We start from the raw sequence: 14633 nt of genomic DNA on the forward strand, positions 1-14633 counted from the left end.
GCCCACTCAGTGACCGGACTGCGTGGACCGGCTGGGGCTGGAGACCAGGGGCCGCTCGCTCAGCGGCACGACCACGTTCGAGGCCAGGGCATCGAGCTCGGGATAGGTCTCGTCGATCAGTGCCTGCAGGCCCGCGGCCACGGCCTCGGGCGGGGTCTGGGGCGCGAAGAGCAGGCGCAGCCGGCCGCGCTGGCGCGACCAGTCGGAGTCCCACTCCACGGCCTGGTTGGGGAAGCGGCGGGCCACGCGCTCGGTCAGGGCCCGCAGCCGCTCACCGAGTGGACGCACCGCCTCGCTCTCCAGGTGGATCTCCGCTCCCACCTGCTCGCCGTAGTCGAGCAGCTCGTAGTGCAGGGCGCGGGGCCAGGTGGGCGGACCCACGCGGCGGAAGTGGTTGAAGCGGCCGCGTGCCTCCAGCTGGGGCCGGGCCTGGCGCGTGTAGTGGGCGACGATCTGCTCGAAGCCGGGCCTGCCACCGGGCGAGGGCGGGGCCAGCCAGAAGAGGTCGTCCTTGGCGGGCGGGGAACCCACGCGCTCCAGGCTGATGCCCTCCGGCAGCGCGGGCAGGTGGTCGAAGTCCACGGTGAAGCGTGCCAGGTCCGCGAGCGCCAGGGGACGCCCCTCCGCGCGGGCTCGCTCCACCTCGAGCAGCAGGGTGATGGCGCGGCGGTAGTGGCCGAAGTGCAGGAAGCACTCCTCGAAGGTGGCGTGGGGGAGGTAGCGCGGGAAGATCTGGTTGAGCCGGTTGGCCACGAAGGCCATGGCGCTCCAGTGCTCGGGCGAGATGGCGTAGCCGGCCATGTGCGCCAGCCCGGCCAGCTCGATGATGTGCCCGGCGTAGTAGCAGTGGTTCTCCAGCAGGTTGTCGATGATCAGCGTGTCGCGCAGCTCGTACACCAGCGTGCCCGGCCCGCAGGGACCGCCGGACGCCGACAGCTCATCCACCTGCTCCAGCACCGCGCCGAGCAGGAAGAGGATGTCGAGCTGTCCCTCCAGGAAGCCCTGGGCCGGCTCGCGGAAGTCCTCCAGGCCGCGGATGCGCGCGGCGGCGGTGCACAGGCCCTCGGTGAGGTGCACCTTGCGGCAGACCTGGAAGCCGCCGTGGTGGTGCGCGTCCACCGCCTGCTCCAGCAGCCCCCGCACGTCCAGGGCCTGCTTGCCCATGAAGAAGGGCGCCTGCTGGGGCTCGGGCTCCAGGTACGCGAGCGCGTAGAGCTGGTGGCCCAGCTCGATGCCATCCGTCACGTTGAGCTGGCGGCTGTTGAGGGCGATCTCCCGGAACGTGGTTCCCACCGTGGGCAGAGGCAGTCCGGGCTCCACTCCCGCCATCACCACGTAGGCGAAGCTCTGCCACGGGTGGAACTCGCCCTCCGTGTCGCGCTGGAGGATGAAGGGGCGCCGGGCCTCGTCGCGGTGGACGAACCGCTCCAGGCCCTCGAGCATCGTGCGCCCGCCCAGCCGGGCGTTGCCCCAGCCGTTGATGATGTGACCCAGGTGCGGCAGCGAGTCGCGCTCGAGCACGTCCGCGACATGGCGGGCCATCGTGTGCGCCAGCAGGTCGGCGGCCAGCCGGGTGGTGCGCGTGTCCAGCGCACACGGCTCGCGCCGCATCCGCTCACGGAACGCGAGGAACGCCCGCTCCGTGCGGGGGGAGAGATCGAAAGGCCACCAGAAGCGATCGTCCATCATGGGGATTGGGAGGGTAGGGCGCGGGTTCTTCTTGGGAGAGGACTGCCCCGGAGAACAGGGTCCGGGGCAGCTGGATTCTCACGCCTCCGAGGCCCTGACGGACCCCGGTTCAGCCCTGGCGTGCGGAGGGCATCAGGGGACGGCGGCGATGCTGATTACTCGCAGCAGCCCTGGGTGCAGCAGCCCGGGATGGAGGGGCTCCGGTCGATACCGCCCGTGGCCTGGGCAAGCTCCTCACGGTTGAGCTTGCGGCCGGGGGTGCGCTGGCTCTTCTGCTGCGTCTTCTGCTCCGTCTGCTCCGTCTTCTTGCTGTCCTGGCTCATACGTCTGCCTCCTTGGGTTTGGGTACGGCGTGGGGGGTTTTAGTGGAGGTGCCGTTGGAGGAGCAATTACGCCCCGGTGACAGGCGCGGCGCGGTACAGGGAGAGGCGAAGATTCCCATCAGGCGCTCAGTGGATGCTCACGCCTCCGAGGCCCTGGGAAGGGCCCCGGTTCAGCCCTGGCGTGCGGAGGGCCTCAGGCAACGGCTGGGGGCCTAACGAGGATTGCTCTCGCAGCAGCCCTGGGTGCAGCAGCCGGGGATGGCGGCCTGGCTCGTACCGCCCGTGGCCTGGTCGAGCTCCTCGCGGGTGAGCTTGCGGCCGGGGGTGCGCTGGCTCTTCTGCTGCTCCTTCTGCTCCGTCTTCTTGCTGTCCTGGCTCATACGTCTGCCTCCTTGGGTTTGGGTACTGCGGAGGCAGTTTTAGTGACGATGCGGTTACAGGAGCAATCCCTCTGGGTCTGCCATCCGGTCCGCGCTAACGGCTGGTGTGCAGGGAGAGCCGCTTGCCGAAGACGCGGCGGAAGAGGCCCGCCTCGCGCTCCACGTTCCACAGCTCCAGGTCCACCGGCTGGCGGCTCTTGAGGTGCAGGGACACCGCGTCGCGGCCGTTGACGGCCCGGAGCTCCTTCACCGGCTGGTGGTGGCTGCCATCCAACGAGTTCGCCACCCGCAGCAGCGTGGCCAGCTTGCGCACCAGGCGCGCCTCGGCGGGGCTCAGCCCCACCATCCCCGAGTGGTTCAACTCGGGCGGGCTGCGTTGGTGGTAGCGCGCCACCCGCGCCACGATTTCGCGCTCGCGATCCGCCAGGCCCGGGATGTCGCCGTGGTGGATGAGGTAGTACGTGTGCTTGTGGTGGCGCTCGTAGCTGACGGCGTTGCCCACGTCGTGCAGCAGCGCGGCGGTCTCCAGGTAGGGCCGGCACGAGAGCGGCAGGTTGTGCAGCGCGGCCAGATCGTCGAAGAGGGTGAGCGCCAGCTTCGCCACCTGGCGCGCGTGCTTCTCGTCGAACAGGAGGCGCCGCCCCATGGCCAGCGCCGCGTCCGCCAGCGAGGTGTCCTCTCGCGTCTCGTCCTGCCGGTACATCAGGTCCACCAGCAGGCCGTCGCGCAGGCCCCGGTTGACGGCGGTGACGCTCTCCACGCCCAGGTGCCGCGCCACCCGCTCGAGGATGGTGGCCCCCGCCACGATGATGTCCGCGCGCCGCGGGTCGAAGCGCTTGCGCCGCCGCTCCGGTGGCATCTCCGCCAGTGTCTCCACGGCCTGATGCAACTGGCGCACGGAGACGTGCGCGGTGCCCTCGCTGGCCGCGAAGCCCACCACCGCGTTGATGGTGCCAGAGGAGCCCAGGGCCACCCGGGGAAGGTGCGAGAGGTTCTTGGGGAGCCCCTTGTGCATCTGCTCCTCCACGTAGCTGCGCATCAGCCGCAGCTGCTTGGGCGTCACCTTCCCGGCCGCGTCGAACATCTCCGTGAGCCGCACCGAGCCCAGCGACAGGCTCCACAGGTCATCCGGCCGCTCGCCCGTGGCGATGGCCACCTCCGTGGAGCCTCCGCCGATGTCCACCAGCAGCGAGCGCGTCTGGGGCGGTTTGCGGTGCAGCACTCCCAGGCAGATGAGGCGCGCCTCCTCCTTGCCGCTCACCACCTCCAGGTTCAGCCCCGCCTCGTCGCGCACCCGCTGGACGATTTCATCGCGGTTCCTCGCGTCCCGCATCGCGCTGGTGGCCACCGCCCGCACCCGGGCCTTGTGCCGCCGGCACAGCGCCGCGTAGCGCCGCAGCGTGGACAGCAGCCGATCCGCCGTCTCCTTCGGCATCTCACCGCTGGTGAAGACCCCTTCACCGGGGCGGATGGGGTCTCTCTCCTGGTGCAGGGTCTCCAGGGAGCCTTCGGCATCCGGCCGGGCCAGCTCCAGGCGCACGGCGTTGGTGCCCACGTCGATGGCGGCGAGCACGGGATGTAGGGACGAGGTGGGCATGGGTTCAGGATGTGAGAAAGGTTGCGGCTCGAAGCATGGGGCCCTCTGCCGGGTCCGCCATTCTTTAGTAGAGTTTCGTGACAGCTCCGTGACGTGACGTGACCGACCTCCTGCAAGACTCTCCGGCCGTGCAATTCAATGATCCGCAGCTCTTCATCAACCGCGAGCTGTCGTGGCTGGCCTTCAACGAGCGGGTGCTGGACGACGCTCGTGACCGTGAGCTCCCTCTCTACGAGCGATTGAAGTTCTTCGCCATCGCTTCCTCGAACCTGGACGAGTTCTTCATGGTCCGCGTGGCGGGCCTGAAGCAGCAGCTGGCCAGCGGCGTGGCCGAGACGGCCGCGGACGGCATGCTGCCCGCGGAGCAGCTGAGCGCCATCAGCGAGCGCGTGCACAGGCTGGTGGACTCGGCCTCGCGCCTCTGGGTGGAGGAGCTCCAGCCCGGGCTGATGGCCGCGGGGGTCTGCCTCCTCACCCGGGACAAGCTGACGGCGGAGCAGAAGGCGGCCGCGCGCACCTGGTTCACCACCACCGTCTTCCCGGCCCTCACCCCGCTGGCGGTGGATCCGGGCCACCCCTTCCCGCACCTGCGCAACAAGTCCCTCAACGTGGCGGTGCTGCTGCGGCGCGAGGGCCCCAAGCGCAAGCGCAACGTGCGCAGCTCCTCCCTGGCCGTGGTGCAGGTGCCCAGCGTGCTGCGCCAGCTGGTGCCCATGCCGGTGGACAAGGGCCTGGCCTTCCTGCTGCTGGGCGAGGTCATCGCCCTGTGCGCGGCCGACCTCTTCCCCGGCTACGTGGTGGAGCACACCGCCGCCTTCCGCGTGACGCGCAACTGGGACCTCAACGTGGACGATGAGGAGAGCGAGGATCTGCTCTCCACCATCCAGGACGAGCTGCGCCGGCGGGACCGGGGCGCCGCGGTGCGCCTGGAGCTGGATGCCACGGCCAGTCCGCAGATCGAATCCCTGCTCACCGCGGCCCTGAAGCTGGGGAGCATGGACGTGTACCGGCAGCAGGCGCCATTGCAGCCCTCGGATGTGATGGGGCTGCTGGATGTGGAGCCCCGGCCGGAGCTGCGCGTGGAGCCCTTCACCCCCGCGGTGCCTCCGGTGCTGCGCGACGTCGAGTCCCTGCTGGGGGTCATCGCCGAGCGGGACGTCGTCCTGCACCACCCCTACGAGTCCTTCGATCCCGTGGTGCGCTTCCTGGAGGAGGCCGCGGAGGATCCGGACGTCCTGGCCATCAAGCAGACGCTGTACCGCACCAGTGGGGACAGCCCCATTGCCCGGGCGCTGTCGCGCGCGGTGGAGAACGGCAAGCAGGTGGCGGTGCTGGTGGAGATCAAGGCCCGCCTGGACGAGGCCAACAACATCGCCTGGGCGCGGAAGATGGAGGAGAGCGGGGTGCACGTCGTCTACGGCCTCATCGGCCTGAAGACGCACGCCAAGGTGGTGCTGGTGGTGCGCCGCGAGGGCAACGGCATCCGCCGCTACGTGCACCTGGGCACGGGCAACTACAACCCCCACACCGCGCGCCTGTACACGGACCTGTCGCTCTTCACCTCGCGCGAGGAGATCGCCGACGACGTCAGCGCGCTCTTCAACATGCTCACCGGCTACGCGGTGGCGCCGCAGTGGAAGCGGCTGGCCGTGGCGCCCATGGGCCTGCAGGAGCGGGTGCTCTCGCTCATCCAGCGCGAGGCGGAGAAGGCCCGGCGCGGCGAGCCCGCGCGCATCGTGGCGAAGATGAACTCGCTGGTGGACTCCACCGTCATCCGCGCCCTCTACGCGGCGAGCCAGGCGGGGGTGGAGATCGACCTGCTGGTGCGGGGTATCTGCTGCCTGCGGCCGGGGGTACCCGGCGTGAGCGAGCGCATCCGCGTGACGAGCGTGGTGGACCGCTTCCTGGAGCATAGCCGGGTGTTCGCCTTCGGCGCGGGGAGCAACCCCGAGGTGTGGATGAGCAGCGCGGACTGGATGCCGCGCAACTTCCTGCGCCGCGTGGAGGTGATGTTCCCCGTGGAGGATCCCGCCATCCGCCAGCGGCTGCTGGACGAGGTGCTGGGCGTCGCGCTCGCGGACAACGTGAAGGCGCGGCGGCTCCAGGTGGATGGCTCCTACGTGCCGGTGGGAAGAGATGGACGGCAGGTGCGCAGCCAGGCCGTGCTGATGGAGATGGCGAAGCGCAACAGCCATCAGGATCCCAAGCCGCTGGAGGCGCTGCGCCATGCCACGGCCCCGGATGCGCCCGTGCCCTCGCGGCAGGTGCCACAGGCCACGGGCTGAAAAGCGTCGAACAGATGACGGAGCGGCGCGAGGCGCGTCGTTCCGCCCGGTTGCCTCCGTTGACCGCATGCCCATCTTGGGGGACCGCGGTTACCGAATGCGACACCGGGGGCCATCTGTTCGTGCTGTGCTGATGGACGGGGAGACGGGAGTGTCCGAGCAGTCAGGCAGGGAGAGCGTTCTCGATTTCCTCGCGGTTCCCGTGGTCCGGCTCGAGGAGGCGTCCGGGCGCGTGCTGTTCACCAACGCGGCGGCGCGGGCGCTGCCCTTCTCCCTTGTTCCCCCCACCGCCGTGTCCGACGGGGAGGGCGCCCCCCTTCCACCGGAGCAACACCCGGTGACGCGGGCCGCGCGCGGGGAGCGCCTGGAGGGCGAGTTGTTCCGCTGGGCGACGCCCGAGGGGGACCACACGTTCGTGGTGCATTCCCGGGTGGACCGCTCCCGCTCGCCGGGCGTGGTGACGCTGACCTTCCAGGAAGTCAGCCCGTGGCGGCGCGCGGAAGAGGACCTGCGGCGGGCGCTCGGGGCACGCGACACCTTCCTGTCCGTGGCCTCGCACGAGCTCAAGTCCCCCATCACCGTGCTCCAGCTCGTGCTGGAGCGCCTGCAACGGGGCGCCCGCCGCGAGACGAACCTGTCGGGGAGCCAGGTGGCCGAGAGGTTGGAGCCCGCCTTGAGGCAGGTCCGCCGGTTGGGCGTGCTGGTGCAGAACCTGCTCGACGTGAGCCGGGCCCGTAACAACCACTTCGTGTTGGAACGTGAGCGCTTCGAGCTGGGCACCCTGGTGCGCGAGGTGTGCGAGCGCTTCACCGAGCAGTCCCGGCAGGCGGGTTCGACGCTGGTGGTGGAGGACTGTCCCCCGGTCCAGGTCCACTGGGACAGGATGCGGGTGGAGCAGGCGCTCAGCAACCTCGTCACCAACGCCATCAAGTACGGCGCGGGCGGGCCCATCTCGGTGTGTGCCGGGCTCCAGGGCGGGACGGTTTCCCTACGGGTGGAGGACCGGGGCATCGGCGTGGCCGACGGTGACAGGGAGCGCATCTTCAACCCGTTCGAGCGTGCGGCCTCGGGCCATCGCGTGGAGAGCCTGGGGCTCGGCCTGTACATCGTCCGGGAGATTGCCCGTGCCCATGGGGGCACGGTGAGGGTGTCGGGGCGGGAGGGCGGGGGCTCCAGCTTCACGCTGTGCCTGCCCGTGGAGGTGACGGAGGTGGCCAGTGAGTGAGTCCCGGAACGAGGGCGAGGGCGGTGGGACCCGGGAGGAGCGGGTCCAGACGGGCATTCCGCGTCTGGACTTCATCCTCAAGGGCGGTTTCAAGGTGGGCGGTGCCTATTCCGTGATGGGGCCGCCGGGCAGCGGGAAGACCATCCTCGCCAACCAGGTGTGCTGCAATCACATCGAGAAGCAGGGCGGACGGTGCGTCTACATGACGCTGCTCGTCGAGTCGCACGCGAAGATGGTGGGGCACCTCTCCTCGCTGCGCTTCTTCAAGCACGAGTACCTCCCCGAGAAGCTCTACTACATCAGTGGCTATCAGGAGGTGCGCGAACAGGGCTTCACCGGACTGCTCGAGCTCATCCGCCGCACGCTGCGCGAGCGCAGGGCGACCCTCTTCGTCATCGATGGCATGGAGAGCGCCGAGCAGCTCTCCTCCAGTCCCCAGGCCTACCGGGAGTTCGTGCACGCGCTCCAGACCGCCGCCAACCTGCTGGGCTGCACCATCTTGCTGCTCTCCACCCTGCGCTCGCGCTCGCACGTGGAGAACTCCCTGGTGGATGGCGTCATCGAGCTGTCCGACCAGCTCATCGGACCGCGCGCCGTGCGCGAGCTGACGGTGCACAAGTTCCGTGGCAGCGACTACCTCCGGGGGCGCCACGAGGTGGAGATCACCGACGCGGGTCTCATCATCCACCCACGGACGGAGATTCAATTCAGCAAGCCGCCCGAGCAGGCCCGCGAGCAGCGCGTCCGCATGGGCTTCGGCCTGAAGCGGCTGGACGAGATGCTCGGTGGAGGTGTGCCCTCGGGCTCCACCATCGCCCTGGTGGGGGCGCCGGGGACGGGCAAGACGCTGCTGGGCCTCTCCTTCCTGGTGGAGGGCGCGCGCCAGGGCCAGCGCGGGACGTACTTCGGGTTCTACGAGCCGCCGCCCCGCCTCATCGAGAAGGCCGAGGACGTGGGCATCCCCCTGGAGCGCTACGTGAAGGACGGCAGCATCAAGCTGGAGTGGCAGCCGCCACTGGAGCACTTCATGGACTCGCTGGCCGAGCAGCTCCTGGAGAAGCTGCGGCTCGATGAGCCCCAGGAGGAGCGCCGGCGCCTGTTCATCGACGGGGCCGAGGGCTTCCGCGCGGCGGCGGTGTACGCGGACCGCATCCCCCGCTTCCTGTCGGCCCTCACCAACCAGCTGCGCATGCAGGACGTGACGACCGTCATCACCGACGAGCTGGAGCTCTTCCAGCCCGAGCTCGACCTGCCCACCCCCGAGCTGGCCAACGTGGTGGAGACGGTGGTGGTGCTGCGCTACCTGGAGCTGCGCTCGCAGATGTACCGGCTGCTCTCCATCATGAAGATGCGCGAGAGCGCCTACGACACCTCGCTGCGCGAGTTCCGCATCACCTCCAAGGGCATCGACGTCGCCGATTCCTTCGAGAGCGCCGAGGTCCTCCTCAGCGGGCACGGGCGTCTGCGCGGGTCTCCTCCGGCCCGGAAGGGAGCGACGCGGCGGACGGTCAAGCGCGCCGGCAAGAAGCCGGGCAAGGGCGGCGGGGGCAAGCGGTGAAGAACATCCTGGTCGTCGAGGACGAGTTCGACGTGCAACAGGTCGTGGCCGACGTCCTGCGGGACGAGGGCTATGAGGTCGCCGTCTGCGGAAATGGCCGGGAGGCCCTCGAGTATCTGCGCAAGCACCGCCCGGATGTCATCGTCCTGGACGTGATGATGCCCCTCCTCTCCGGACCGCAGGTGCTCGAGCAGATGGCGAGGAGTCCCGAGCTGAAGGGCGTGCCCATCGTCCTCATGAGCGAGATTTCACCGCCGGAATCCGAGCCGCGGCGCTGGCACGTCTTCCTGAGGAAGCCCTTCCGGCTCGAGCAGCTCCTGGACGCGGTGACCCGGGCGTCCGGCGTGGAGGGCAGGGCCTGAGCGCCGTCAGCCCCGGCGGCGCATGCGCCGCGAGCCGATGAAGCTGGCGAAGCGCTCGGTGAAGCGGGCGACCGCCAGCCCCACCACGTCCAGAAGCCAGCGCTGGAGGCCCGAGCGCGCGCAGTCCTCCAGGCCCACCGGCCGGGCCTGGCCCATGTGCCGCTCCATCCACTGGGTGGCCCGCGCGGCGACGTCCGCGTCCTCCACCTCCACCAGCGTCTCCAGGTTCACCAGCGAGAGCGGGTCGAGGTTGAAGCTGCCCACCAGCAGCCGCCGCCCGTCCACCACCGCCGCCTTGGCGTGCAGCGTGGTGGCCGTCCACTCGTGGATGCGCACGCCCGCGCGCAGCAGGGTGTGGTACAGGCGCATGGTGGCCGCGCGGGCGAAGGGGACGTCGCTGCGGCCGGCCAGCAGCAGGTGCACCTCCACCCCCCGTTTCGCCGCCCGCTTGAGGGCGCGCACGACGCCCCGGTCCGGCAGGAAGTATGCGTGGGCCAGCACCACCTTCTCCCGGGACTGCGCCAGCGCCGCCAGGTAGCGCCCCCGCAGGCGCCACCCTCCGCCGAAGCCGGACAGCAGCAGGCGCACCGGGCCCGCCTCCAGCGTGGACGCTCCGGCCGTGAGCCTCTCGCCGAGTCGCGCGCAGATGTCGCCCCGCAGCTCCAGCGCCAGGTCCGCCCACCCCGGCCGTCCCTCCTCGGTGGCGTAGTGGTCCCCGATGTTGATGCCACCGAGGAAGGCCACCGTGTCGTCCACGAGGAGGAGCTTCCGGTGGTTGCGCCAGATGCGGCCGAGGAGGATGGAGGTGAGCGGGTTGTGGATGCGGACCTTGATGCCGGCGGCCCTCAGCGTCTCCGCGAGCGCGCGGCTCCCGCCGATGCTGCCCCAGCCATCGACGATGACCTTCACCTCCACGCCCCGGTGGGCCGCGGCGGCGAGGGCCGAGACGAAGCGCGTGCCGACACCTTCGCGCTCGAAGGCGTACACCTCCAGGTGCACGCGCCGGGTGGCCGAGGCGATGGCCTCCAGCATGCGAGGGTAGGCCTCGGCGCCCCCGTCGAGCAGGGTGATGCGTTGCCCCCGTGTCTCCGCGGACAACTCCTCCCTCTCCCTTCGGGAGAGGGCAGGGGTGAGGGTCTCCGGGGCCGGTGATTCCATCCGTGTCCGTTCGGTGTCCGCGTACCGTGCGTCTCAGTCGTCGTGCTTGCGCGCGCCCTTGCCCTTGCCCTTGTGGCGGCACTTGTGCCCATCCCAGTACTGGCTGGGGTGGCACTCGGGGTCCCTGTCCCTGTGCTTGGAGCGGGAGGGGACGTAGCGGGTATCGCGGATGACGAGGCAGCCCGGGAGGGCGATGAGGAAGGCGGGGAGGAGGATGAGCAGCTTCTTCATGGGGCGCGCAGAGTATCAGCGCGCGCGTGGCTCTTCTCGTTCTCTCGCTTTCCGTATGTGGGGATTTCTACCGTCCGGCTGTCTGCACTCCGGGCGTGTCGACGCCGCGCTCCTGGATTCGCTACCCTCCGGCCCGTGCCTTCCACCGAGAAGCCTGTTGTCAGACACCGGAAGATAGGCGCCTACCGCGTGCTCGGAGAACTGGGCCGCGGCGGCATGGCCCAGGTCTACCGGGGTCTCCACGAGATGCTCCAGCGCGAGGTCGCCATCAAGGAGATGCTCGCCGATCCCGTCCGGGACAAGGAGGCCGTCTCCCGCTTCCGCCGCGAGGCGCTCGCGCTCGCCGCCTTCCGCCACCAGAACATCGTCACGCTGTACGACCTGGTGGAGAAGAACGACGTCCTCTTCATGGTGATGGAGTTCGTGGATGGGCCCACCCTGCACGAGCTCATCAAGGAGGGGCCGCTGCCTCCCGAGGTGGGGGCCGCCGTGGGCGCCCGCATCGCCGGAGCCCTGGAGCACGCGCACTTCCGCCGCATCATCCATCGCGACCTCAAGCCCGCCAACGTGATGCTCACCAAGGCCGGCGACGTGAAGCTGATGGACTTCGGCGTGGCCAAGGACGTGGGCCTGGAGGCCCTCACCGCCCAGGGCATGGCGGTGGGCACCCCCTCGTACATGTCCCCCGAGCAGGTGACGGGCGCGCCGGTGGATGGGCGCACCGACCTGTTCGCGCTCGGCGTGCTCCTCTACGAGGCCCTCTCCGGAGGCCGCCCCTTCCTCGGCCGCAACGCCGGTGAGGTCTTCGCCCGCATCCGCGATGGCGACTACACCCCCCTGGGCAAGGTCGCTCCCCAGGTCCCCAAGCCCCTGGCCGACATCATCCAGCGCGCCCTCCAGGTGAAGCCCGAGGAGCGCTACCCCAATGCCGCCGCCATGCGCCGCGACCTGGAGTCCTTCCTCGCCCGCCACGTCCGCATGTCCTACGAGGCCTTCCTCGTCGGCTTCCTCCGCCACCGGCAGAAGCTCACCGAGACCGAGGCGCTCGCACACCTCACCCAGGAAGAGCTGAACATCGTCGAGGACTTCGACCTGCAGGCCCAGACTCCCCGGGCCTGGGTTCCCTGGCTCCTCGCCGCCTCTACCGCCGCCGCGGGTCTTGGTGCCGGGCTCGCGTTTACGCAGTCATACTGGATGGGGCTCGTGCGGCAGTTGACACTGCGGTGACGGGTCCCGGGTAGACCCTCACCCCGACCCTCTCCCAGGGGGAGAGGGGTTTGGACACGGAGAGGGGTTCTTGGGGGGTTCCTGGGCCTACTTGCGGCGCGCCGGAACGTGGACGTTCTTCTTCGCCGCCTTCGCTCCCTTGCCCTTCTTCTCGTGGCGCACCGTCACGATCGTCCCGATGCCTCCGCGCACGAAGAAGTCGCCTTCCACCGTCAGCTGCCTCGGTTGGATGGCTCGCACGATGTCGTCCGCGATCGTGTTGGTCACCTTCTCATGGAAGGCGCCCTCGTTCCGGTACGACCACATGTAGAGCTTCAGGCTCTTCAGCTCCACGCACAGCTCGTCCGGGACGTAGCGGATCCGGAACTTCGCGAAGTCTGGCTGCCCCGTCAGCGGGCAGAGGCACGTGAACTCCGGGACGTCGAAGGCGATCTCGTAGTCGCGCTCCGGTGCCGGGTTGGGGAAGGTCTTCAATTCCTTGGTGGGCTGGGAAGACATGGCGGGGTGTCGTCTAACACACACTGGGAGGATTGCAGCCTCTCAGTGGTGAACGCTCTCCCCCACGCCAGGACCCCCTCCTGTCAGGGGTTCAACGCCCCTGGTGTCCAGGGGGGAGCAGGATGAGGCTGCCCGTCTTGTGTGTCCGATCGGCTGGGCGTACTCCACTTCTTGTCCCGCATGCTGCCCTCCGACTTCCAGGACATCCTCGCGTGTGTCCCCCAGGCCGTGATCCGGCTGGGTCCGGACCTGTGTGTGGAGTGGCTGGAGCCGGACTTCAACGCCAAGACGGGGATGGACCTGAAGGTGGGAGACCCGGTGCTGTCCATCCTCGAGGGGGGCCGGGGCCGCGATGCCCTGGAGCGCTCCCTGCGAGAGGGCCGCGGCCACTCGGGCTACGTCATCACCGCCGGCCTCAAGCAGATGCGCATCCAGGCGCGCCCCGGCCGTACGGGCGCGGCCCCCGGCACCTGGCTCCTCTTCGAGCCCTCCGGTGTCGATGACGAGGTCGCCTTCGCCCAGGCCCTCCAGGAGATCGCCCGCGAGGTGGGCGAGACGCTGGACGTGGACTCCGTCTGCAAGGCCGCGGTGCTGGCCGTGGTGCGCTGCGCCCAGGTCCGCCGCGCCGAGGTGTACCTCGCCGAGGAGGGTCAGCCCCTGCGCCGCGTGGCCGTGTCCGACCTGGCCAGCTCCGGCTCCCCCGAGGACGCGCTCGAGGACCACGCCGACTCCTTCGAGGCGGCGCTCGTCACCCGGCAGCCTCAGATCGGCGTCCAGCGCGGCTACGGCGACTCGGTGGGCTCCATCTTCGCCGCGGTGCCGCTGCTGTCCCCCCGGCGCGCCGTGGGGCTGCTCGTCCTCTATAAGGAGCAGGGGACCTCCTTCTCCCTGCGCGAGCTGGAGCTGTGGAGCGCGGCGGCCGGGCAGGTGGCGGTGACGGTGGAGAACGCCCGCCTGCTGCGAGAGGCCCAGGCGGCCCTGCGGGTGCGCGAGGAGTTCATGTCCATCGCCTCGCACGAGCTGAAGACGCCCCTCACCCCGCTCAAGCTCCTGCTCCACTCCATGGAGCGCCGGCTCGCGCAGGGGCTGCCGGTGGAGCCCGCCAGCGTCCTCAAGTCGAAGCGGCAGGTGGATCGGCTGGCGGGGTTGGTCAACGGTCTGCTGGACGTGTCGCGGTTGGAGGGAGGTCGCTTGACGTTGCTGCCCGCGCCCCTGGAGATGGGCCACCTGGTGGCCGAGGTGGTGGACCAGTTCCGCCACACCTGCGAGCGCCCCTTCACCCTGACGGTGCCGCGCGAGCGCCTCTGGGTCCAGGGAGACCGGGACAGGTTGGAGCAGGTGCTCGTCAACCTGCTGGAGAACGCGAACAAGTACAGCCCCAAGGGCGACCCCATCTGCGTGGAGGTGGAGGTGGTGCACGGGGATGCGCGCATCCACGTGAAGGACAGGGGCATCGGCATCCCCGCGCAGGACCAGGCGCGGCTCTTCCAGCGCTTCTACCGGGCGGGCAACGCCTCGCACCGGCACTTCGGCGGGCTGGGGCTGGGTCTCTTCATCAGCCACTCCATCGCGCGGCTGCACGGGGGCTCGTTGTCGGTGGCGAGCGCCGAGGGCCAGGGCTCCATCTTCACCCTGGGGCTGCCGCGCATGCCCGTGAACGAGGTGCGCCGGCTGCCGCGCCGGGTGCTGCTGCTCGACGAGGACCGCTCCCAGGAAGTGGTGGCCGAGCGCGTGCTTCGCGCCGGGGGCTTCGAGGTGCTCACCGCGCACGATGGCGTGGACGCGCTGCGCCGGGCCTCGTCCCTTCCGGTGGACCTGGTGCTGCTGTCGTCCAGTGCCCCACCCACCCAACTGGGGCTCTTCCTGGCGGCCTTCGCGGAGCTGCCACGCGCCCGGCCCATCCCCATCGTGCTGGCCGGGGCCTCGCGGCCCGCCTGGGCCCAGCCGGAGCACTCCCTGTGCTCACGGCCCTACCGCGAGGCGGATCTGCTCGCCGCCGTGCATGCGACGCTGGGGCCCTCCGAGGAGCGCGGCCGTCCCGAGGAACGCACCTCCCACCTGGAGCGCGTTCCCCAGGAAGCCCTCATGCTTCCCTGAGCC

Annotated in this window: 13 protein-coding genes; 6 read left to right on the forward strand and 7 right to left on the reverse strand. The window is 70.0% G+C overall.

Annotated features, from left to right (window positions below):
- Positions 1-6: 6 nt before the first annotated feature.
- From NR810_RS04305 to NR810_RS04320, 4 genes are all read right to left on the reverse strand, one after another.
- Entirely contained in the window at positions 7-1689 is a 1683-nt protein-coding gene (locus NR810_RS04305; RefSeq protein WP_257448163.1) for a hypothetical protein, read from the reverse strand.
- Positions 1690-1844: 155 nt separating this feature from the next.
- Complete coding sequence (locus tag NR810_RS04310) at positions 1845-2012, reverse strand: hypothetical protein (protein ID WP_257448166.1); 168 nt, start codon at positions 2010-2012, stop codon at positions 1845-1847.
- A gap of 212 nt (positions 2013-2224) precedes the next feature.
- A complete protein-coding gene (locus NR810_RS04315; protein WP_257448168.1) occupies positions 2225-2392 on the reverse strand; it encodes a hypothetical protein in 168 nt (55 codons plus the stop codon).
- Positions 2393-2486: 94 nt separating this feature from the next.
- Positions 2487-3989: a Ppx/GppA phosphatase family protein gene (locus NR810_RS04320; protein ID WP_257448170.1), complete on the reverse strand. Its 1503-nt coding sequence runs from the start codon at positions 3987-3989 to the stop codon at positions 2487-2489.
- A gap of 128 nt (positions 3990-4117) precedes the next feature.
- Between NR810_RS04320 and ppk1 the strand changes: the two genes are divergently transcribed.
- The 4 genes from ppk1 to NR810_RS04340 all read left to right on the forward strand — a co-directional run bounded on the left by ppk1 (position 4118) and on the right by NR810_RS04340 (position 9419).
- Positions 4118-6274 carry a polyphosphate kinase 1 gene (gene ppk1 / locus NR810_RS04325; RefSeq protein WP_257448172.1) on the forward strand — a complete coding sequence of 719 codons (2157 nt, stop codon included), beginning with the start codon at positions 4118-4120 and terminating at the stop codon, positions 6272-6274.
- A 151-nt stretch (positions 6275-6425) separates the two neighbouring features.
- Positions 6426-7499, forward strand: coding sequence for a sensor histidine kinase (locus NR810_RS04330; RefSeq protein ID WP_257448174.1), 1074 nt, complete (start codon positions 6426-6428; stop codon positions 7497-7499).
- Positions 7492-9057 (forward strand): ATPase domain-containing protein, encoded by a 1566-nt coding sequence (locus NR810_RS52575; protein ID WP_257448176.1) that lies wholly within the window; start codon positions 7492-7494, stop codon positions 9055-9057. The genes NR810_RS04330 and NR810_RS52575 overlap by 8 nt, the downstream gene beginning before the upstream one ends.
- Positions 9054-9419 (forward strand): response regulator, encoded by a 366-nt coding sequence (locus tag NR810_RS04340; protein WP_257448178.1) that lies wholly within the window; start codon positions 9054-9056, stop codon positions 9417-9419. Before NR810_RS52575 ends, NR810_RS04340 begins: the two co-directional genes overlap by 4 nt.
- A 6-nt stretch (positions 9420-9425) precedes the next feature.
- Here the strand turns inward: NR810_RS04340 and NR810_RS04345 are convergent, their stop codons facing one another.
- Positions 9426-10517 (reverse strand): phospholipase D-like domain-containing protein, encoded by a 1092-nt coding sequence (locus tag NR810_RS04345; protein ID WP_257448180.1) that lies wholly within the window; start codon positions 10515-10517, stop codon positions 9426-9428.
- A 93-nt stretch (positions 10518-10610) separates the two neighbouring features.
- Positions 10611-10808 carry a hypothetical protein gene (locus tag NR810_RS04350; RefSeq protein ID WP_257448183.1) on the reverse strand — a complete coding sequence of 66 codons (198 nt, stop codon included), beginning with the start codon at positions 10806-10808 and terminating at the stop codon, positions 10611-10613.
- A 189-nt stretch (positions 10809-10997) separates the two neighbouring features.
- On the opposite strand from NR810_RS04350, the gene NR810_RS04355 reads away from it, so the two are divergent.
- Complete coding sequence (locus NR810_RS04355) at positions 10998-12035, forward strand: serine/threonine-protein kinase (protein WP_257448185.1); 1038 nt, start codon at positions 10998-11000, stop codon at positions 12033-12035.
- Between the two features lie 87 nt (positions 12036-12122).
- Here the strand turns inward: NR810_RS04355 and queF are convergent, their stop codons facing one another.
- Complete coding sequence (queF, locus tag NR810_RS04360; RefSeq protein WP_257448187.1) at positions 12123-12533, reverse strand: preQ(1) synthase; 411 nt, start codon at positions 12531-12533, stop codon at positions 12123-12125.
- A 180-nt stretch (positions 12534-12713) separates the two neighbouring features.
- Here queF and NR810_RS04365 point away from each other — a divergent pair, with 180 nt between their 5' ends.
- On the forward strand, positions 12714-14630 hold the full coding sequence (locus NR810_RS04365; RefSeq protein ID WP_257449289.1) for a hybrid sensor histidine kinase/response regulator: 1917 nt from the start codon (positions 12714-12716) through the stop codon (positions 14628-14630).
- The last annotated feature ends 3 nt before the right edge of the window (positions 14631-14633 follow it).

The organism is Archangium lipolyticum (assembly GCF_024623785.1).
Classification (GTDB): domain Bacteria; phylum Myxococcota; class Myxococcia; order Myxococcales; family Myxococcaceae; genus Archangium; species Archangium lipolyticum.